This window comes from Bacillus sp. FSL W8-0645, from assembly GCF_038007905.1.
Taxonomy (GTDB): domain Bacteria; phylum Bacillota; class Bacilli; order Bacillales; family Bacillaceae; genus Bacillus; species Bacillus pumilus.
Map to the genome: position 1 here is coordinate 457,855 of NZ_JBBOYC010000001.1, position 19,644 is coordinate 477,498.

Annotated in this window: 19 protein-coding genes; 15 read left to right on the plus strand and 4 right to left on the minus strand. The window is 43.4% G+C overall.

The window, feature by feature from the left end; genetic code table 11:
- Nucleotides 1–9: 9 nt before the first annotated feature.
- Entirely contained in the window at nt 10–303 is a 294-nt protein-coding gene (locus tag NST39_RS02215; protein ID WP_341026764.1) for a DUF5316 domain-containing protein, read from the minus strand.
- Nucleotides 304–327: 24 nt separating this feature from the next.
- Nucleotides 328–705: a VOC family protein gene (locus tag NST39_RS02220; protein ID WP_003214168.1), complete on the minus strand. Its 378-nt coding sequence runs from the start codon at nt 703–705 to the stop codon at nt 328–330.
- Nucleotides 706–889: 184 nt separating this feature from the next.
- On the opposite strand from NST39_RS02220, the gene NST39_RS02225 reads away from it, so the two are divergent.
- The 9 genes from NST39_RS02225 (at nt 890) to NST39_RS02265 (ending at nt 8,858) form a co-directional block, all read left to right on the plus strand.
- Nucleotides 890–1,159: an excalibur calcium-binding domain-containing protein gene (locus tag NST39_RS02225; RefSeq protein ID WP_003214076.1), complete on the plus strand. Its 270-nt coding sequence runs from the start codon at nt 890–892 to the stop codon at nt 1,157–1,159.
- Nucleotides 1,160–1,262: 103 nt separating this feature from the next.
- Entirely contained in the window at nt 1,263–2,042 is a 780-nt protein-coding gene (locus NST39_RS02230; protein ID WP_445662375.1) for a Cof-type HAD-IIB family hydrolase, read from the plus strand.
- A gap of 125 nt (nt 2,043–2,167) precedes the next feature.
- Nucleotides 2,168–3,318 (plus strand): IS3 family transposase gene (locus NST39_RS02235; RefSeq protein WP_341026768.1). Its coding sequence is split into 2 segments (ribosomal slippage): nt 2,168–2,441 and nt 2,441–3,318, totalling 1,152 coding nucleotides; the frame shifts between segments, so codons are not numbered across the junction.
- Nucleotides 3,319–3,506: 188 nt separating this feature from the next.
- The gene (locus NST39_RS02240; RefSeq protein ID WP_065098811.1) at nt 3,507–4,265 is read left to right on the plus strand and encodes a LamB/YcsF family protein; all 759 of its coding nucleotides are present in this window, start codon (nt 3,507–3,509) and stop codon (nt 4,263–4,265) included.
- A gap of 26 nt (nt 4,266–4,291) precedes the next feature.
- Nucleotides 4,292–5,509 (plus strand): NRAMP family divalent metal transporter, encoded by a 1,218-nt coding sequence (locus NST39_RS02245; RefSeq protein WP_065098812.1) that lies wholly within the window; start codon nt 4,292–4,294, stop codon nt 5,507–5,509.
- 5 nt (nt 5,510–5,514) lie between these two features.
- Nucleotides 5,515–6,306, plus strand: a complete 792-nt coding sequence (locus NST39_RS02250) for a putative hydro-lyase (RefSeq protein ID WP_341026771.1) — start codon at nt 5,515–5,517, stop codon at nt 6,304–6,306.
- A gap of 18 nt (nt 6,307–6,324) precedes the next feature.
- A complete protein-coding gene (gene pxpB, locus NST39_RS02255) occupies nt 6,325–7,071 on the plus strand; it encodes a 5-oxoprolinase subunit PxpB (protein WP_111913428.1) in 747 nt (248 codons plus the stop codon).
- Entirely contained in the window at nt 7,068–8,081 is a 1,014-nt protein-coding gene (locus NST39_RS02260; RefSeq protein WP_113768578.1) for a 5-oxoprolinase subunit C family protein, read from the plus strand. The genes pxpB and NST39_RS02260 overlap by 4 nt, the downstream gene beginning before the upstream one ends.
- 15 nt (nt 8,082–8,096) lie before the next feature.
- Complete coding sequence (locus tag NST39_RS02265; protein ID WP_217012716.1) at nt 8,097–8,858, plus strand: IclR family transcriptional regulator; 762 nt, start codon at nt 8,097–8,099, stop codon at nt 8,856–8,858.
- A gap of 45 nt (nt 8,859–8,903) precedes the next feature.
- Here the strand turns inward: NST39_RS02265 and NST39_RS02270 are convergent, their stop codons facing one another.
- On the minus strand, nt 8,904–9,539 hold the full coding sequence (locus NST39_RS02270; protein WP_003214444.1) for an FMN-dependent NADH-azoreductase: 636 nt from the start codon (nt 9,537–9,539) through the stop codon (nt 8,904–8,906).
- Between the two features lie 404 nt (nt 9,540–9,943).
- On the opposite strand from NST39_RS02270, the gene NST39_RS02275 reads away from it, so the two are divergent.
- From NST39_RS02275 to NST39_RS02285, 3 genes are all read left to right on the plus strand, one after another.
- Entirely contained in the window at nt 9,944–10,576 is a 633-nt protein-coding gene (locus NST39_RS02275; protein WP_126741434.1) for a GDSL-type esterase/lipase family protein, read from the plus strand.
- Nucleotides 10,577–10,665: 89 nt separating this feature from the next.
- Nucleotides 10,666–11,748 carry a C45 family autoproteolytic acyltransferase/hydolase gene (locus NST39_RS02280; RefSeq protein WP_113768582.1) on the plus strand — a complete coding sequence of 361 codons (1,083 nt, stop codon included), beginning with the start codon at nt 10,666–10,668 and terminating at the stop codon, nt 11,746–11,748.
- 129 nt (nt 11,749–11,877) lie between these two features.
- Nucleotides 11,878–13,965, plus strand: coding sequence for a BglG family transcription antiterminator (locus tag NST39_RS02285; RefSeq protein WP_341026784.1), 2,088 nt, complete (start codon nt 11,878–11,880; stop codon nt 13,963–13,965).
- A gap of 17 nt (nt 13,966–13,982) precedes the next feature.
- Here NST39_RS02285 and NST39_RS02290 read toward each other — a convergent pair whose 3' ends face one another.
- Nucleotides 13,983–14,594 (minus strand): class I SAM-dependent methyltransferase, encoded by a 612-nt coding sequence (locus NST39_RS02290; RefSeq protein WP_268507500.1) that lies wholly within the window; start codon nt 14,592–14,594, stop codon nt 13,983–13,985.
- A gap of 156 nt (nt 14,595–14,750) precedes the next feature.
- Here NST39_RS02290 and NST39_RS02295 point away from each other — a divergent pair, with 156 nt between their 5' ends.
- From NST39_RS02295 to NST39_RS02305, 3 genes are all read left to right on the plus strand, one after another.
- On the plus strand, nt 14,751–15,620 hold the full coding sequence (locus tag NST39_RS02295) for an SDR family oxidoreductase (RefSeq protein WP_034664026.1): 870 nt from the start codon (nt 14,751–14,753) through the stop codon (nt 15,618–15,620).
- Nucleotides 15,621–15,910: 290 nt separating this feature from the next.
- A complete protein-coding gene (locus NST39_RS02300; RefSeq protein WP_003213986.1) occupies nt 15,911–16,333 on the plus strand; it encodes a pyridoxamine 5'-phosphate oxidase family protein in 423 nt (140 codons plus the stop codon).
- A gap of 1,055 nt (nt 16,334–17,388) precedes the next feature.
- The gene (locus NST39_RS02305) at nt 17,389–19,638 is read left to right on the plus strand and encodes a hypothetical protein (RefSeq protein WP_341026787.1); all 2,250 of its coding nucleotides are present in this window, start codon (nt 17,389–17,391) and stop codon (nt 19,636–19,638) included.
- Nucleotides 19,639–19,644 lie beyond the last annotated feature (6 nt).

Below are 19,644 nucleotides of genomic sequence, written 5' to 3' on the forward strand. Positions count from 1 at the left end.
AGCAAGTGTTTACATCAAAACATAAAAGATCGACACTGCCATGTGCGGAAGTGCAAAGATCATCATGAGAAAGGCCGTATCAAGACGCCACATGCGATGCTCTTTTGTTTCAGAATGATAGGTTGCTCGCGTCTCTTCTCCGCTTGTCCAAGCACCCATTAGAAGTCCAGATATCATGACGCCAATAATAGAGATTCCACCACTGACCCATCCTATCCACTCATGGTGCTGCAAAATAATAGCTGCACTGCAAATCACAATCATCGAACAAACACCGGCGATAAAGGCATGTTTTTTTCTCATACTGATTCACTCCTTTAAAGAGAATTAGGAGACGGCATCACATATTTCAATGAAATGACCATCAGGATCAGCGACATAAGCGACGGTTTGACCCCATGGTTTTTTTGCAGGTTCTTTGATGATCGAAACCCCTTTTTCCTTCATTGATGCAATGGTTTGTTCCACATCATCCACAACAAACCCAATCTCAAACGTTTGAGAGGATTGATTTGCTTCAGGGACAGGCAATCCAAGTGCATCTTTGACATCCTGACGTGAGTTAATTGATAAGGTCACATCTCCAGTATCAAACTCAACATAGGATTCAACCCTAAGTTTCATAGGAAAGCCAAGTACATGTTGATAGAAATGAATACTTGCCTCAACATCGTTTACATATAGAATGGTATATTTCATTTTCATGTGAAAAACTCCTCTCTTCATATACGTGTCAAAACCGGAAAGGTTTCCCACTCAGTGTACCACATAGGATATAAAGCATGTTTTATTCCAAAAAAATCAATATATTTAGCTCAATAGTCTTGAAAAACAAAAAGTGGTGACATATGATAAAAATGTAAAAATAGAAAAAATAGGGGGATTCTACATGTTGAAAAAAATCATGGTGGCTGTCTTGTCCTTAGGTCTTTTACTAAGCGTTACACAAGTCGACACCCACACTGCAGATGCAAAAACAGTCAAGTCCTACAAAAACTGCAAAGCGCTGAACAAAGTCTATAAAGGCGGCGTAGCGAAAAGCAAAAACACGAAAAACAAAGGCGGCAAAACAAAGTACAAGCCGTATGTGTCAAAAGCACTTTACCAAAAAAATAAGCGACTTGACCGTGATAAAGACGGGATTGCATGTGAACGCTAAGCCAATGCGAAGAGACCTGTAACAAGGTCTTTTTTCTATGGGATCAAACTCGTCCCTTTGTGCCATCTCCCTCTTTATATTAAAATAAAGATAGTTACAAAAAATGATACAAAGTGGGGTACTCAATTTGTCCATACAAGCTGATAAGAAAGACATCCGATTGATTGCTATTGATATGGATGGCACGCTGTTAAACGGTGAACATGTCATTCCAGAGGAAAATAAACAAGCCATTAAAGATGCTGAAGCAAAAGGGGTCCATGTGGTGATTAGCACAGGGCGGACGCTGATGACATGCCGAGAGCTGGTTGAGCCGCTTAAGCTGTCTTCTTACCTTGTGACAGCAAACGGAAGTGAAATCTGGGATTCAAACTTCCAGCTGATCGAACGAGATCTATTGCATCCTGATCATGTCCAAATGATGTGGGATCTAAAAAATAGGTACGAAACCGATTACTGGGCTTCCACTGTGGAGAAGGTGTGGAGAGGTGAATTCCCAGAACGAATTCATGACCACGAATGGCTGAAATTCGGCTTTGAAATTCATGACGATAACGTTCGTGAGGAAGTGCTCAATACACTGAAAACAAATGGTCATCTAGAGATTACAAATTCAAGTCCAACCAATATCGAAGTCAATGCAGCTGGCATTAACAAAGCGGCAGCTCTTGCAAAGGTAGCAGAACGCATTGGCTGTACGATGGACAATGTCATGTCGCTTGGCGACAGCCTAAATGATATGGCGATGATTCAAGAAGCCGGATTAGGCATTGCGATGGGAAATGCGCAAGAAGTTGTGAAAGAAGCGGCTGATTGGATTACGGCTCCTAATACAGAGCACGGGGTAGCAAAAGCGATCCAGCATTGGGTGCTGTCTAAATAAAGAACATGATGAAAAAGCGAGAGGCGATATGGAACTGACCCCGTAAGATGAGACAAATAAAAAACACCTTCAAGTTTGAAAATGGATCGTTGTGATCCGAAATAAAACATGGAGGTGTTTTTTCTATGGGGACAAGAGTGAGTTATCCGGTTGAAGTCAAACAGAAGGCTGTAGAAATGAGATTGGCAGGCGTACCTATGAAAGAGATCATGCAGAAATTGAATATCAAGAATAAGACGCAGGTTCAGACATGGGTGAGGTGGCATAAAGCTGGGGATACACACCGGTTCGAACAGCCTGTTGGAAAACAATATACCTATGGAAAGGGTCCCGAGTACTCTTCCGAATTAGAGAGACTGCAGGCAGAAAATCGCTATTTGAGTCAACAGAATGAAGTTTTAAAAAAGTACAACGAATTGGAAAGGAAGTTGATAAGGAAACGTCAATCAAACTGGTAGAAGAATTTCACAAAACGATGACGGTACTGGACATCTGTGTCCATTTAGGCGTCTCACGCGCTTCGTATTATAGATGGAAAAAGAATCTGACTCAGAATCATTCTAAAAGACAACTAGAGAAACAGATCGGCACGTTGTGCCGAAAGCACAAATATCGATATGGTTATCGAAAAATCACAGCCATACTAAAAAGGAGAATGCATATTAACCATAAAACTGTTCAACGTATCATGCAGAAAAACCAGTGGCAATGCCGGGTTAAAATGAAAAAGCGTAAGAAGAATGGGCAGCCCTATGCCGTGGCCGGTAATATACTGGATCGGAACTTTCAGTCTGATCGCCCTCTTGAAAAACTAGTAACGGACATCACGTATTTGCCTTATGGACAGAAACAATTGTACCTTTCCAGTATATTGGATTTATATAATGGAGAAGTGATTGCTTTTACGATTGGTGATAAGCAGGACACAGACTTTATCTTAAACACACTTAATCAGCTCCCAGCACTGCCTGAGAATTGCGTGTTACATAGCGATCAAGGTTCTGTGTATACATCTTACGAGTATCAGAAAGCTGTTCATATAAAAGGCATTACCATGAGCATGTCCCGTAAAGGGACGCCCGCTGATAATGCCTCCATCGAATCGTTTCATTCCTCACTAAAGTCTGAAACGTTCTATCTTAACAGGATTGACCGCACTACGACCAACATCGTAGAACGCACTGTCAAAGAATACATTTATTATTATAACAACATTCGTATTCAAACGAAACTAAACAACCAATCACCGATAAACTATCGGCAATTGGCTGTATAAAGGTGTTTTGATCCCTGTCTCAAAAACGGGGGTCAGTCCCATATCCTCTCGCTTTTTTATGTCTCCTAGTTCTATTGTTATGTTTTCTGACAATGTCATGTGCAATCTGTCCAAAGTTGATATAATCAATATAAATTCGAATATTCGGACCTTAGATTCCGTTATTCGGAACAACAAGGAGGGATCCTATGTATCAAGTAGATATCAACTGTGATTTGGGAGAAAGCTTTGGTCAATATACAATCGGTTCAGATGAACAAATTTTAGAATATGTCACCTCAGCCAACATCGCTTGCGGTTTTCATGCAGGAGATCCAACGGTGATGAGAAAAACCGTTAGAATGGCATTAGATAAAGGGGTACAAATTGGTGCGCATCCGGGTCTGCAAGATTTAGTCGGATTTGGCAGACGTCCAATGGCGATTTCAGCAGAGGAAGCCTATGATCTCGTTATCTATCAAATTGGCGCTCTCTCAGCCTTCCTCAAGGCAGAAGGCGGCACCATGCAGCATGTCAAGCCACACGGCGCCCTGTACAACATGGCGGCTAAGAATACTGAAATATCTGAATCAATTGCGAAGGCTGTGTATCATGTCGATCCAAGTCTTGTATTATACGGGCTTTCAGGCAGTGAACTTGCGTTAGCAGGTGAGAGAATGGGTCTTCAAGTAGCGCATGAAGTATTTTCTGATCGGACCTATCAAGCAGACGGGACGCTGACATCCCGCCGCGAACCGCATGCACTCATCGAAGACGATGAACTGGCCGTTCAGCAGGTTGTTCGTATGGTGAGAGAAGGGAAGGTTCATACCGTTCAAGGAGAAGATATTTCGCTTAAAGCAGATACGGTCTGTATTCACGGAGATGGCATCCATGCGCTCCAATTTGCCAAAACCATTACATCAAAGCTAAAAGAAGCGAGCATTCATCTCAAAGCCTTTCAATAAAAATCGTCATCAAAGGGGGAAACAGCATGAAAAAAGAGGAAGTCAAGCACACGAAGGCACCAAAGGGGAACCGGTCTATGCTGATGGGCGCAGCCTTTTTAATGGCGACGTCCGCCATCGGACCGGGATTTTTAACACAAACGACTGTCTTTACACAGCAACTTGCGGCTAGCTTTGGGTTTGTCATTCTCATCTCTATTTTGTTAGATATTTTTGCGCAAACCAATGTATGGCGCATCATCGCCGTGTCAGAAAAACGAGGGCAGGATATTGCAAATATGGTTCTGCCGGGTCTTGGGTATGTTCTGGCCGTTTTGATTGTCATTGGGGGACTTGCCTTTAACATCGGAAATATCGCTGGTGCTGGTCTCGGTTTTCAGGTCATCTTCGGAGTCGATCCGCGAATCGGTGCAGGGGTCAGTGCTGTTATTGCTATTCTGATCTTTGTGATCAAAGAGGCTGGAAAAGCAATGGACCGTTTCACGCAGATAGCGGGCTTTGTCATGATTGGCCTAATGCTGTATGTGGCGATTTCAACAGCACCGCCAGTTGGAGAAGCGGCAGTGAGAACATTTGTCCCAGAGAAAATTGATATTTTATCCATTGTGACACTTGTAGGCGGAACAGTAGGCGGCTATATCGTCTTTGCTGGCGGACACCGCTTGCTGGATGCAGGTATTAAGGGGAAGGAAGCATTGCCCCAAGTGACGAAAAGCTCTATTTTCGGTGTCCTCATTACGTCCATCATGCGTGTAGCACTCTTTCTTGCTACATTAGGAGTTGTCGCAAAAGGCTTGCAGATTGATCCATCCAACCCGCCTGCCTCTGTATTTCAACTAGCTTCAGGAAATATCGGATATAAAATGTTCGGGATTATTATGTGGGCTGCGGCGATTACGTCCGTCATTGGAGCAGCATATACATCAGTTTCCTTCTTTAAAACCTTCTCACCAAAAATTGAGCAAAATCAACGTGGCATTATCATCGGCTTTATTGCCCTCTCGACCATTTGTTTTATTACGATCGGAAGACCTGTGAACATATTGATATTAGTTGGGGCAATCAATGCATTGATCTTACCGCTCGCGCTTGGCACCTTGCTGGTAGCGGCTTATAAGAAAGACATTGTCGGGGATTATCGACATCCATTCTTTTTGACAGTATCAGGCGCATTTGTCGTTGTCATCATGGCAATGATGGGCGGGTATACCATCATCAATGAAATTCCAAAACTATGGAGCTGAATCGAATGAATATCTATCAAACATATGAGACTTCACAGATCAGAGAGTTGATTCGTAAAAAAGAAGTCACAGGACCAACGGCTGGTCTAGCAGAGGGATATGCTCAAGCCAATTTAATGATCGTCAAAAAAGAACTTGCCTTTGATTTTCTGTTGTTTTGTCAGCGCAATCCCGCTGCATGCCCCTTGCTTGATGTACTGGAGCCGGGTGATCCAGTGCCGAGACGGTCTGCACCCGAAGCGGATATTCGTACGGACTTTCCTAAATACCGTATTTACCGAAAAGGGATTCTTCAAGAAGAGGTGTCAGATATCTCTGCTTATTGGGAGGATGATATGGTTGCCTTTCTCATCGGCTGCAGTTTTACGTTTGAGCATGCGCTCATGCTGAATGATATCCCTGTTCGCCATATTGAAAACGGTCATAACGTTCCGATGTATCAAACGAATATCGCTTGTGAAAGGGCAGGGGTATTTCATGGCCCGATGGTCGTCAGCATGAGACCTATTCCGGCGCATCAGATCACAAGAAGTGTACAAGTGACGTCTAGGTTCCCGTCAGTTCATGGTGGCCCCATTCATATAGGTGACCCAGCGATGATCGGAGTTGCCAATGTGGATCAGCCGGACTTTGGAGAACCATCCGTGATCAAAGAAGGAGAGGTCCCGGTGTTTTGGGCATGTGGTGTGACGCCGCAAGCCATTGTCATGCATACAAAACCAGACATTGCGATTACCCATGCACCTGGGCATATGTTCATCACAGATCAACGAGATCAACAGCTCGGTGTGCTTTAGAAAGAGAGGGGTCCTCAAGTGGCATTTTCAACGATAAAAAATTCTATCACCTTCCACCCGCTAGGAGATGCAGCGATCGTGATTCAAGCAGGAACAGACATATGTGAAGAAATTCATGAGCGTGTTGTGCATTTGTTTTCGTGTATTGAACAGCATCCATTTGCCGGATATGTGGAAGCTGTTCAAGCCTTTACAAACGTGACTGTTTTTTACGAGCCGTACACCGTTTATCAATCTGCCCATCTTCAACAACAAGATTTGTCTCCGTATGAATGGGTGAAAAGCTATATTGAAACACTCCTTGAAGAGAAATGGCAGGAGGGTGTTCAGGCTAAGCGCCGCACCATCGACATACCGGTCTGCTACGGGGGAGAGCTGGGTCCTGATTTAGAAGAAGTCGCCCGGATCAATCATTTAACACCAGAAGAAGTCGTGCGTATTCACACCGCAGGGACGTATCTTGTCTATATGATTGGATTTGCACCAGGGTTTCCGTTTTTAGGCGGGCTTTCTGAAAAGATCGCAGCCCCGCGCAGGGAAACACCGAGAATGTCCATTCCAAAAGGATCTGTCGGCATTGCGGGAAAGCAGACCGGCGTTTACCCCATTTCCACACCTGGTGGCTGGCAGCTCATTGGACAAACCCCGCTGCCACTCTTTCGACCAGACGAGAAAGTCCCAAGTCTATTGAGAGCAGGGGACGAGGTCAGATTTGTCCAAATGTCTGAAAAGGAATTTTTCAGCATGAAGGAGGCAGAACGTTGAGTATTCATGTCATCAAGCCAGGAATGTTCACAACCATTCAAGATAAAGGGCGGAAAGGCTATCAAAAGTATGGCGTCTTAACGAGCGGCGGCATGGATGCGCTCTCGCTTAGAATTGCCAACATTCTCACAGGCAACGAGGAAAGCGAAGCCGTACTGGAAATCACATTAATGGGGCCGGGTCCTGTGTTGACGTGTCAAAAGGATGCGCTTATTGCAGTGACTGGCGCTGATGTAGAGATCGACATCGATGGAGAGCCAGCCCCTTTATGGAAACCGCTCTTTGTTCGATCAGGAAGCACGCTCACCTTTGGTCCTTGTAAGAGGGGCTGCCGCTCTTATCTTGCTGTGGCGGGTGGATTCGATGTGGAGCCGGTCATGGAGAGCAAAAGCACCTATGTGAGAGCAGGAATCGGTGGACTGAACGGACGTCCGCTTGAAAAAGGAGACGTCCTGTCCATTGGAAAGCCATCACTCGTAGCAAATCGATTGTCTGATAGACTCAAAAGCAATCTGAAACAGGCGGCGTACAGCGCACCCGATTGGACTGTAAGTTATACGCATTTTTTACCGTTGCGGAAATCGCCCGTGATTCGGGTGCTGCCAGGGAGACACCTTTCTTTTTTTCAAGAATCATCTCAAAGCACCTTTTTCGAACAGCCTTTTCAGGTCACGCCTCAATCAGATCGCATGGGCTGCCGTTTGAAGGGGGAGCCGGTTCATTTAAAAGAAAAGCTTGAATTGATTTCTGAGGCGGTTGCCTTTGGTTCTATTCAAATTCCTCCTGACGGTCAGCCGATTATTCTGCTGGCAGATCGGCAAACAACAGGCGGATACCCGCGGATTGGAGAAGTTGCGACGGTCGATCTGCCGCTCATTGCACAAGCGATGCCTGGGGCGAATTTGTATTTTAAGCGAATCGATCATCAGGACGCAGAGCAGGCGCTATTTAAGCAAGAAGCAGAACTGAAGGAGCTGGGTGCCAGAATCAAGCTGGAAGCCTTCGTTTAGAAAAAGGGGATGGACATGCAGAACACAAATAAAACCGTCGTGAAATCAATGGAGATTTTGCGGCTGTTTATCACACGTGACCAATTAACATTGAATGAAATGATTGAGCTTTCCGGCATGCCGAAAACGTCTGTGCACCGGATGGCGAGCTCGTTAAGCGATATGGGATTATTAGAAAAGAAAGATTCAGGTGCTTATCGGTTAGGACTGATGTTTCTAGAATACGGTCAGCTTGTGGCGGATCGTCTTGATATTCGGAGACTTGCAAGACCATTTATGGAAGGCTTGCGGGATGAAGTGGGAGAAGCTGTACAGCTCATCGTTCGTGAAGGAGACGAAGCCATTTACGTGGATAAAATTGAAGGGACGCAGCCTGTTCGTCTCTACACCGCCGTCGGCAGGCGCTCTCCCCTGTATGCAGGAGCCTGCGCGAGAAGTATTCTCTCCTTTTTACCAGAGAACGAGAGAATCGCCTATATCGATTCGATTGAGCTAGGGAAAATCGGAATCGGAACCATTACAGATAAAGAGGTTCTTCGAAACATACTGGAAGAATCAAATGAGCGGGGCTATACGTTAAGTTATTCGGAGCTTGAAAACTATACAGCTGCGGTTGGAGCTCCTATATTCAATCACCTTGGAGAAGTCACAGCAGGTATTAGCATTGCAGGGTTTGAAGCAGGTTATCAAAAGGAACGTCTTCCATACTTAATTGAACAAGTCAAAAAAGCCGCGAGCGGTATCTCCAGAGAATTAGGCTTTCATCTAGATAAATAAAAAGCCAATGACCGTTAAGATCATTGGCTTTTCGCGTTCAGTTTATTAGAAAGTTTTACCTAAAGCTTTTGCACGTTCGATCGCATCTGCTTTAATTTGCTCTGCTTTCGCAGGTTCAGCATTGTGACCTTCAACGATAAGACCTTCGAAAGAAGGAATTCCGAAGAAGCTCGCGATTGTACCAAGGTAACGGTGACCTGCTTCAAGTTCAGCAGCAGGACCTTCAGTGTAATATCCGCCACGTGCTTGGATGTGTAGAGCTTTTTTGTCTGTTAATAATCCAACAGGACCTTGCTCCGTGTATTTGAATGTTTTACCAGCTACAGCAACAGAGTCGATGTATGCTTTAAGAACTGGTGGGAATGAGAAGTTCCAAAGTGGTGAAACAAATACATATTTGTCAGCAGAAACGAATTGATCGCTTAATTCGTTTAGTCGAGCAACTTTCGCTTGCTCTTCAGCTGAAAGTGTATCGAAACCAGCACCTGATTGCAGCTTGCCCCAGCCAGCGAATACATCTGCATCAATGTGAGGGATGTTTTCTTTGTACAAATCGATATGTACAACCTCGTCACTTGGATTTGCTTCCTTATAAGATTCGATAAATGCTTTAGCAGTAGCCATACTGTAAGAAACTGTTTCATCATGCGGATGTGCAGTGATGTATAAAACTTTTGCCATGTTTATTCAATCCTTTCTGTTTCAGTGGTTTTTTTAGCGTATCCCAAAGATACACTGAATATGTGGCATCTTTAATCATAGTGGAATGCTATGATTAAAGATGTAACAAGCACAGTTACATAAAAACTGATATTTTTATTGTAATCACAATGTAGTTTGAAGTCAAGGTATAAAGTCTTGAAATCGAGATAAAAAGTTTGTCAACTTTTCTGAAACGCTGGAGATACGGATTTCACCATAAAAACCCTATTCTTATTGAACAAAAAATCAGTCGATCTCGCAAGTAAAGAGTTTGTAAAGACGTCTCATGAAAAAAAGATGAATGCCTCTAAGTCATCTGCTACAAGCATCTGTTCTCCGATTTCGTATATATAAGAGAAGGCAGGAGAGAGTGAGGGATAAGAGTGGGACGATCCTATGTTGCGATTGGAGATTCCTTAACAGTTGGGGTGGGGGCACGTTTATTTGGCGGGGGATTTGCTGAGCGGTATCAGTGGATGCTTGAAAAAAAGGCACATGCGTCAGTCGAGCTGTCTGTATTTGCAAAGTCAGGGTTAACGACGGATCAGATTTTTCAGCTGTTCAAACGATCTGATGTGAGGCGTGCTATTGCAGCAGCTGACATCATCACCATTACAGGCTGTGGGAATGACCTTGTTCAAGCGATTCAGCAGTATGAAAAGGGTGAAGATGAAAAGAAACTGCTGCAAGCGACGCTGCATTGCCAAGCAAATTTCAGCAAAATGATTCAAGAAATCGCTCAGATCAAAAGAGGGCAAAAGCAGCCCTATTGCGTGTATCTCATGAATTTATATAATCCTTTTCCGCAAATACCAATAGCCGGGCGGTGGCTTCAGCAATACAATCATCAGCTTCGCTCGCTTGCTGCAAATCCGCATGTAGAGGTTGTGGATGTGTATCGGGCGTTTGAAGGACATGAAAATGAGTACTTATCGATTGATCAATTTCATCCGAACTATAAAGGATATGAAACAATGGCAAAAACATTGCTTCAACAATCCTGTAACCAGCTGTAATCCATTGGGATTGCAGTTTTTTTCGTCCTTTTAAATGAAGGAGGGTTTCGATATGATAAAAGAAACGAAAGCGAAAGAGGTGTGCAGGCATGGAGGAAATCAGTGCATATTTTCAAGAAATGACAGGAACCGCTTATGAAGTGGGAAAACAGCAGGCTGTCTGGATGAAGAAGAAGCAATGGCTACAGACACAATACATTCGAACAGAACCGCTAGCAAAAGAGGCTGTGAAAGAAACGAAGCAGCTGATGCGCCCATATCTTCCCCAATTAGAAGAAGAGATTGCTGGATTTTGTGATGAACTGCAATTAGATGAGCGCTATTTGACCTTTTTCTATTCATCTCATCTACAGCCAGGCTGTTCCCACTGTGTGAGGCAGGGAAATAAGGCGGCAGGTCAACAAACGGTCATGCTGCGTAACTATGATTTCTCCCCGATATTTGATGATATGCGTCTTGTGACGACACATGTGAAGGGCTTGGCATATCATACAGGCTCGTCGCTGCTCTTGTTTGGCAGATCTGATGGGATGAATGAGCATGGTCTTTCTGTCACATTCTCTGCTTGTGGTCCGCCGGTTGGAAATGAACCCGGTTTAAAGCCTCCAGCAGTTGCCGGCTTGCAAGTGTATCATGTGATTCGATCTGTTCTGGAAAACTGTAGAACGGTTGAGGAAGCCATTCGCTCTATTCAGGAAATGCCCGTTGCCTCAAATGTTCACCTCATGCTTGCCGATCGAAAAGGAGAAGCGGCTGTGATTGAAATCATTGATGGCCGCAAAATGGTGAGAAGACCGGAGGAAGGTTATATTGCAGCCACAAATCATCCGATTGCTGATCAAACAGCAAAAGGGGTGACGAAACATCATTCTGTTGTCAGGTATGACATGCTAATAGAGGCTTTAAAAGAACAACAAACAAGTGATTCTCTTGTTAAGCTGTTTCAGACAGAATATCCTGATGGTCTGGCTGTACACAATTATGAGGAGCTGTTTGGAACAATGCGAACCGTCATCTTCCGCCCGGAAGAAGGAACGATGGATTATTGCTTTGGCTCTCCAATATACAATCCGACGTATTCTTTAAAAGCTGGGGGTTCACTGCCTTTTCATGAACAAAAGGTTCAATTTCATCAAAAGGATTATGGACCGTCATTTTGGAGAAATGTATGATCAGACGTTGTATTTAATTTTGTCACAGCCTATGTGCCAAAGTCAGATCAACTTAAGATTGCATCATTGTTGAAAGCGTTTTATATTAAGGTGCGACAATAGACCTATTTTTGCAGAAGGAGGCATTTCATGTACATAACGGCACGAGAACAGAAGATCATCAAATACATCATTCAGCAAAATCGTTATGTCACCATTCGTGAGATAGCCGATTCTGTTCAGGTAAGTACAAGGACGATTCATAGAGAACTAAAATCGATTAAACCCATATTAAAGAATTATGATCTTTCACTAGATAAACAGCCGGGGAAAGGCTTGAAGGCAGTCGGTGAACAGGAGGATAAACAGCGGCTTCTTGCTCATATATCAAATGAGGATCAAATTGAATATAGCTCTGACGAACGGAAGCTCTTAATCTTATGTGCGCTGCTTGAAGCAAAGGAACCGGTGAAATTATATACACTCGCTTCCGATTTGCAGGTTACAAATGCGACCATCAGCTATGACTTAGATGAACTGACGGAGTGGATCGCGCCATACGGTTTGCGGCTGATCCGAAAACGTGGGTATGGCATTGAATTAAAAGGACCGGAGGAAGCAAAACGAAAGATTGTCGGCAACCTCATTGTAGATCGGCTCGATATTCAATTATTTTTAGAAACGATTGAAATGAATATCAAGCATCGAACGAAAGCGACGGAAAAAGTGTTTGGCGTTGTCAGCAGAGGGCAGCTGCTCAAGGTAGAAAGACTTCTCTTTCATTTGAAAAATCGCCTGTCACTCTCTTTATCGGATAGTGCCTATATTGCGCTTGTCGTTCACTTAACCTATGCTATCGAACGGATTCAGCTTGGCGAAACCATTCGAATGGAAGAGGAAGAGCTGCTTGAACTAAAGCGGACGAAAGAATTTGAATCATCACTGCGAATTGCAAGAGCGCTTGAACGCATGTTTAATGTGGAGATTCCTGAAGCAGAGGTCGGATATATGACGATCCATCTGCGCAGTGCCAATCGTAGCTTTCAAAAAGAATACCGTCTTGATGAAATCGAGCTGGATATCGCGATCAGAACGAAGAAGCTCATTGATTTTATTTCTAATAAAACCGGCTATCATTTAAATGAGAATGATTCATTGTATGAGGGACTCGTGTCTCATCTCGAACCTGCCATGAACCGTTTAAAGGAAAAGATGAGAATCTATAATCCACTTACACAACAAATTAAAAAGGACTACTTTTTGCTTTTCATGGCAATTGAAGAAGGAGTCGAGCGTTTCTTTCCAGAGATCGAATTTCCAGAGGATGAAATCGCCTTTATTGTGCTTCACTTTGGCTCAGTGCTTGAAATCAAAAAAGAAGAAACAAACATTCATGCATTGGTCGTGTGCTCAAGCGGGATCGGTTCCTCTAAAATGCTCGCATCTCGGTTAAAAAAAGAATTGCCAGAGATCGCCGAATTCGATCTGTCTTCCTTGATGGAACTAAAAGAAATCGATGCATCAAGCTATGACATGATTGTCTCGACCGTTCCTATCCCATATGAGCATATCGATTACATCATGGTCAGTCCGCTCTTAAACGAGGATGATGCTATGCGTGTGAAGGCTCATATTAAACGAAAGATCCCTTATATGATTGAGAAAAAAAGGATGAAAGAAGCTGCCAAAGAATCGGTACAAGAATCCGTTAATATGATGGCGGTTGCAGAGCGGGTGACGAATTACATGTCTGTGATTCGCAGCATCTTGTCCCATTTCACCATTGAAAATAGAAAGGCGATGCCGCAGCATGAGGCAACAATCAGGCAGCTGCTTCGTCAGCTTGAAGAGGAAGGATTTATCATACATGCGGATGAGGTAGCAAGTGGTTTACTAGAACGTGAACAGCAAGGCGGTTTAGGGATTCCTAGTACAGAATTTGCTCTTTTTCATTTAAAGCATACATTCATCAAGGAACCAATCTTTCATATTTATGATCTTGATCAGGCATACGAGGTCAAAAGCATGGACGGCGGGCAGCAGCAAATGTCACGAATGCTCATGATGCTGGCGCCGCAAGAGCTTGGCAAGGAAGGGTCTGAAATGTTTAGTCTGATCAGTTCATCCATCATTGAAAGTGAGGAAAGCATGACGCTTTATGGTCATGGATCAGAGGGAGACATTGAACAGAAATTACATCAGTTGTTCTATCAATTTGTTAAAGAGGCAAAGTGGTAAGAAAAAAAGCCTAGAGCTTATTCGCTTCTCGGCTTTTTGGCTGTGACACAGACAGCAAGCGTTGGACGAATTTCCTCATACTCAACAGAAAAATGGTCAAACCCCGCAAACTGTAAATCATTCAATATGTTTTCACCCATCTCTTTTGTCCGGCTCGCATCAGCACCTTTTTCTCTTGGCTGCATCACAATGACGAGTTTTCCGCCCGGTTTCAACGTGTGATAAAGGTTGAGTAGACCAGTCTTTGGATCATCCCAAATCGTAAAGTTGTTCACAGACAGTACTTTGTCATACTGCTCTCCCGGCAAACGTGTTTTCTCGATTTTTCCTACATACAGCCGGACCTGTTTGTCTTTTGACCGTTTGCTGACGCGGGACTGTGCTTGCTCCTGCATGGTGGAGGAGGCATCCAGCCCATCAATGTGAAGATCTTCATAATGCTTAAGCATATGTTTGATGCTGTAGCCAGGTCCATAGCCGATTTCCAAAATGTTTTCACCATCTGTCAGATCTAAGTGCTGGATGGCCCACTGATTCAATGCTTTATTTTCTTTTGACATAATGAAGCCTGCGATGCTTCCGAGCCAGCCTTTTGGTTTGCTAAAGGTTTTCGAAATGGTTGACAGCATGTGAGAACGCTCCTTTTTAATGATCAAGTAACCGATTTTATCCATCTTGAAACATACTGATTTACAAAAACGCATCTGTGCCGCACAGGGATGTTTGAGTGGAAAAATGAGGTGGTAATGAAAGGATACATCAACAAATCAAGGAGGAGCTTACACATGGATTTACGTGAATATTTAACAAATGGCATTCCGCGCCAAACACAAGATCAGCAGCCAGGCAGTGAAAGGGAAATGAATCCTGCGCCGATCTTTGAGGATGAATCATATCAAGGGTCTGGCAAGCTCAAAGGGAAAGTCGCACTGATTACAGGCGGAGATAGTGGAATTGGACGTGCTGTATCTGTTGCCTATGCAAAAGAAGGGGCACACGTCGCCATTGTGTACTTAAATGAACATGAGGATGCAAAGGATACGCAAAAGCGCGTAGAACAGGAAGGCGTCAAATGTTTAACGATTGCAGGAGATGTCGGTGACGAAGCCTTTTGCGAGAAAGCGGTAGAAAAAACGGTTGAAGCCTTTGGGCAATTAGATATTTTAGTGAATAATGCGGCTGAACAGCATCCGAAAGAACGGATTCAGGATATATCTAGTGAACAGCTTCACCAAACCTTTAGAACCAACTTCTATTCCTATTTTTATTTTACGAAGAAAGCACTGGATTACTTAAAACCGGGAAGTACAATTATTAATACAACATCCATTAACCCATATCGAGGCAACAAAGTGCTGATTGATTATACGGCGACAAAAGGCGCCATCAATGGCTTTACGCGTTCTATGGCACAGTCGCTTGTGAAAGATGGGATTCGGGTGAACGGTGTAGCGCCAGGTCCAATTTGGACGCCGCTCATTCCATCTACATTTGATGAGGATAGTGTGGAAAGCTTCGGGGCAGAAACCCCAATGGGAAGACCAGGACAGCCTGTAGAGCATGTCGGCTGCTATGTGCTGCTTGCTTCTGACGAATCGTCTTATATGACAGGACAAACACTTCACGTCAACGGCGGTTCCTTTATGAATACATGATCAATAGCGCACCGCCCACCTGATTGGGCGGTGCGCTTAGTATTTCTTGCGATTCTTCTGCACAGATGAGACAGACCATACGATAATGCCCACAACAACTGCCGCAATGACAAGTGAACTTAAATGGAACATCGTTTCATGAGGCATGTTCAACTTCTCCCTTCATTGAGCCTGTTTTCTATAGCATCAGCCAGAAGATCTCTTTTTATGAAAAACACATTTCTTTGTTTAATGAATGGATTGTCGTGGAAACCTAAGAGTACGGATGAAATTTGAAGGAGTGAAACGATATGTCACAAGAAGAATTAAAACAAAAGGTACTCAATCTATTAGATGAACAAAAGGTCGGAACACTGGCGACCGTTGAACAGGATAAGCCGCATACCCGCTACATGACTTTTTTCCATGAAGGGCTGACATTATATACACCAACAAGCAAAGAAACACATAAAGCAGACGAAATTGAAAAAAACCCGAATGTCCATATTCTCATTGGTTATTCAGGTGAAGGATTCGGTGACACGTATGCAGAAATCGCAGGTACCGCCACATTAACCGATGATCCAGAACTGATCGACCGCCTTTGGTCTGAGGAGATGGAGAAATGGTTTAAAGGAAAAGATGATCCGAACCTAGTGATTCTGAAGATTGATCCAACCTCCATTCGTTACATGAATGAAGGAAACCGTACTCCAGCTGAATTATCACTTTAACACTTGCGTAAGATGGGGGGATGTGTTATAGTTTTATATTAAGTGTTGAAATAAGCAAATAAATAAAGAAAGTAAACTTTCTTTTTTCTATGACATAATGAGAAGCAATAGAGCTTCTACTTGATAAGAACGAGACGCTGTTAAAGCGAACAAACTTATTCTTTTCCTTCTGCACCCGCCCCCTATAAAAGCGGAAGAGTGGAAAAAAGACGTTTTGATTTACAATTCACACTGGCACGGCTTCGGAGCCGTAAGGACGAATGAGAGGTAGGGCTTTCGTTGTCTTGTTATCCAGAACTTCCATGGCGTTTACTTTCAAACGTAGGTTCACTCGGAACACATATGACACACTGATATGATCGAATCTTAATTCATACACTCCTTAACGGAGATCACACATTGATTATTTATTTGCATGAAAAAAGCAAGGAAAAGGCTGCCATCTATTTGGCAGCCTTTTTCATTGAGTTCATTTCATGATCACTCACTTCGACCTTTCTTCTGATACCGCCAAATCTTCTGAATAAAAAAGAACATCACCGCAAACAAAATAGAAAAAATGAACATGTCCAAGAGTGTCACGCCTTTATTTGGGTGCACAATGCCAAACCAAACCAATTGCAGAACAAAAGAGATAGCAAAATAACTGATGGATTCTTTCATGATTTTCCCCATTTCACTTATTTTTTTGACCTTTTAGCCATAACAGCCAAATGCAGAAGGAACCGATGATACATGATAGTAAAGTGATGGGCGGCAAGGTATGCCAGCTAGTCAGCCCCTTTACAAAGCACATATAAAAAAAGAAAATGGTAATGGATACGAGCACCCATTGTTTGAGCCAACGGGGAACACGCAGCCAAGCTGTTAGAATGATAGATGATAGCTTATCCAATGAGATAACTCCTTTTATGAATATGATTGGATTTTATCGCAAATAACCAAGTTTGTAAAATATGGATTTTAGGGGTTAGAATGGTATTCTTCTAGCGCTTGAAACATTCTCGCTGCACTGACGTATAAGATAAAGGAACCTCATGAAAGGAAGCGATCAAGTGAAAAGAATACCAGTGATTTTCCTCAGGTATATTGTCTTCTTTATTCCAGCGATCATTCTTAGTGTCTTGGTGTGGAACCATTACCAAGATGATTTGTCAGCAGGGAAAGCGACGGATTATGACGTCAAACGAATGTTTACATTTGATGAAGGAAAACGAGTGGTGAGTGCTGTATCAAAAAACCAGCAGCTCCATTTTGCCATGTATGATCCTCAATCAGGAAAAAGAATCAGTGAATGGACCACAGCAAGCGATTCGTTTAATGAAATGCTGCCATCCATTCAAGGTAACAATCTCTTACTTGCTTTAAAAAATAAAGAGGGGCAGCTATTGATCGAGAAACTAACGCCGAGCGGAGAAAAGAAAGAGCTCGTTAAGCAAAATCTACAGATACCCTCGTTTTTAAAAACGAATACATATCAATGGTATGGACGGCTTGTGTTTACGGGAGAAATGGAAGGCGCCGCTGCGGTCCTCGGTGAGCTAAAGGATGGTCAGTTTCATGTGCACAATCTCAACGAGCTAAAGCTGCCAGCAAGACCCGTTTCCATCGATGCCGTCATGAATTCCTTTAGAGGACAGACGCCTATACCTATATTTGAATTGACTTTAAAAAATGACCAGAAGGCATATGTCAGCGGAGTTTCAAACGATAAGCATCAGCTTGGGGTCTATGTCTCCAAAAACGCTGAACCGTTTAGCCTCATTGAAGATAAAGTGGAGCAGCAGCTGGAAAAAACGATCGGAACATCCCAAAATGTTGCAGTCGCTGTCGAATCTAACTATCCAAAAAGACCAAGGAAAGTGAATGCAGAGGGAAGGCTTGGGGAAGTCGTCCCAACACCAAAACCGATTTATCAAACCCTTCTCTACCAGCTTAATGAGGAAGAAGTTCTTCTTGCAGGCTCTACAGCAAAGGACGAAGCAAAAGGCAAGCTGACTGGTTATATTTATAACCACCGCACGAATAAGGCGACGTCTGTTAGCAAGCTTTTGCAGTCGTTTTCATATGAAACGTTACAAAGAGAAGGACTCTCTTTCAATAAAAATGTGAAAAGCGATTGGATCTATTATTCAATCGACAATCAATTAACGGGTGCATTTGAGACGAAGAGCAAAGAGCTAAAGGAATTTCCTTTGAAAAAAATGATCTCAATCGAAAACGCCAGTCCTGCTCACCAAACGTCTGTTGACACCTTTATGCAATATGTCATGAAAGGCGGACCGCTCATTCTCAACTGGGCGATATGGCTGTTTATTCCACTGCTGTTATTTGTGCTAGCCATCTTCCTGCCGCCGATTTTGAGACTGGTGAGAAAGAACAAGATCAAGGACAGTGTCACATTAGAAGCCAATATAGTATCTGTCAAAGAAACGGGTACCTACATCAACGAACAGCCGCTTGTCAAAATGCAGCTGCAATTTCAATATGATGGGGAAAACATCGAGAAGACAGTAAAAACGGTTGTATCCTATACACAGATACCACAGCCGGGTCAGCGTATCGCCATTCTCTACAATCCGAAGAAGAAAAAGGCGATGCTCTTAAAAGAGGGGGACTTCTCACAGACAAGTGAACCAAAGTTCATCAAAGGCGCTGTTTTAAGAAATATAGAATCATATGGAACCGTAGGACGAGGCACTGTCTTATCGCTTACATTTGAAGCAGATCAGAAAAGGTATACCATTCCGATGATTCAAGCCGCTAGTTTTGAATTTAGAACAGGAGAAAAAGCCGACCTCGTCGACATCAGCGGTCAGTTGAAAATGGCAGCCTATGGCCATGAAGTGCGGAATCGGTCGGGGAAAGACGTGACATTAACAGGAACCATCCAGCGGGTGAAGCAATATCCAGTCACGATTCATGGTCAGAAACCTATCATGCTAGATGTGACAGTTTCTAGCGGAGATCAGTCCATCACAAAAACGGTCAGTCAATTCATCCCTGATCATATGGAGGTCGCGCCAGGAACTCAAATCACGATGCAGACAAAAAAAGAAGAGCTGGATAAAGAAATCAGTCTCATGCAAGAGAAACAAGGAAGTGCAAAAGTGACCCATGTCGCATTTGCTGGTGTCATCGGCAACCAGCCGCTAGCGATCATTCAGATTGAGCGAGATGGCATGATGTATGAAGTGAAACAGCCAATCGATCCAATCACTAGCGTACTGCCGGGTGATGAATTATGGGTGGCATATCACGAAATGACGCGTCAAGCAGCCATTGTGAAATATGCATCGATTTAAAAAATA

Excerpts from the sequence above, each read along its gene's own strand:
- NST39_RS02300 (WP_003213986.1), top strand. The coding sequence starts at position 15,911 with ATGTCACAAGAAGAATTAAAACAAAAGGTACTCAATCTATTAGATGAA.
- NST39_RS02280 (WP_113768582.1), top strand. The coding sequence starts at position 10,666 with ATGGAGGAAATCAGTGCATATTTTCAAGAAATGACAGGAACCGCTTAT.
- NST39_RS02250 (WP_341026771.1), top strand. The coding sequence starts at position 5,515 with ATGAATATCTATCAAACATATGAGACTTCACAGATCAGAGAGTTGATT.
- NST39_RS02245 (WP_065098812.1), top strand. The coding sequence starts at position 4,292 with ATGAAAAAAGAGGAAGTCAAGCACACGAAGGCACCAAAGGGGAACCGG.
- NST39_RS02265 (WP_217012716.1), top strand. The coding sequence starts at position 8,097 with ATGCAGAACACAAATAAAACCGTCGTGAAATCAATGGAGATTTTGCGG.
- NST39_RS02225 (WP_003214076.1), top strand. The coding sequence starts at position 890 with ATGTTGAAAAAAATCATGGTGGCTGTCTTGTCCTTAGGTCTTTTACTA.
- NST39_RS02285 (WP_341026784.1), top strand. The coding sequence starts at position 11,878 with ATGTACATAACGGCACGAGAACAGAAGATCATCAAATACATCATTCAG.
- NST39_RS02215 (WP_341026764.1), bottom strand. The coding sequence starts at position 303 with ATGAGAAAAAAACATGCCTTTATCGCCGGTGTTTGTTCGATGATTGTG.
- NST39_RS02295 (WP_034664026.1), top strand. The coding sequence starts at position 14,751 with ATGGATTTACGTGAATATTTAACAAATGGCATTCCGCGCCAAACACAA.
- NST39_RS02240 (WP_065098811.1), top strand. The coding sequence starts at position 3,507 with ATGTATCAAGTAGATATCAACTGTGATTTGGGAGAAAGCTTTGGTCAA.
- NST39_RS02270 (WP_003214444.1), bottom strand. The coding sequence starts at position 9,539 with ATGGCAAAAGTTTTATACATCACTGCACATCCGCATGATGAAACAGTT.
- NST39_RS02230 (WP_445662375.1), top strand. The coding sequence starts at position 1,263 with ATGATACAAAGTGGGGTACTCAATTTGTCCATACAAGCTGATAAGAAA.
- NST39_RS02290 (WP_268507500.1), bottom strand. The coding sequence starts at position 14,594 with ATGCTGTCAACCATTTCGAAAACCTTTAGCAAACCAAAAGGCTGGCTC.
- NST39_RS02220 (WP_003214168.1), bottom strand. The coding sequence starts at position 705 with ATGAAAATGAAATATACCATTCTATATGTAAACGATGTTGAGGCAAGT.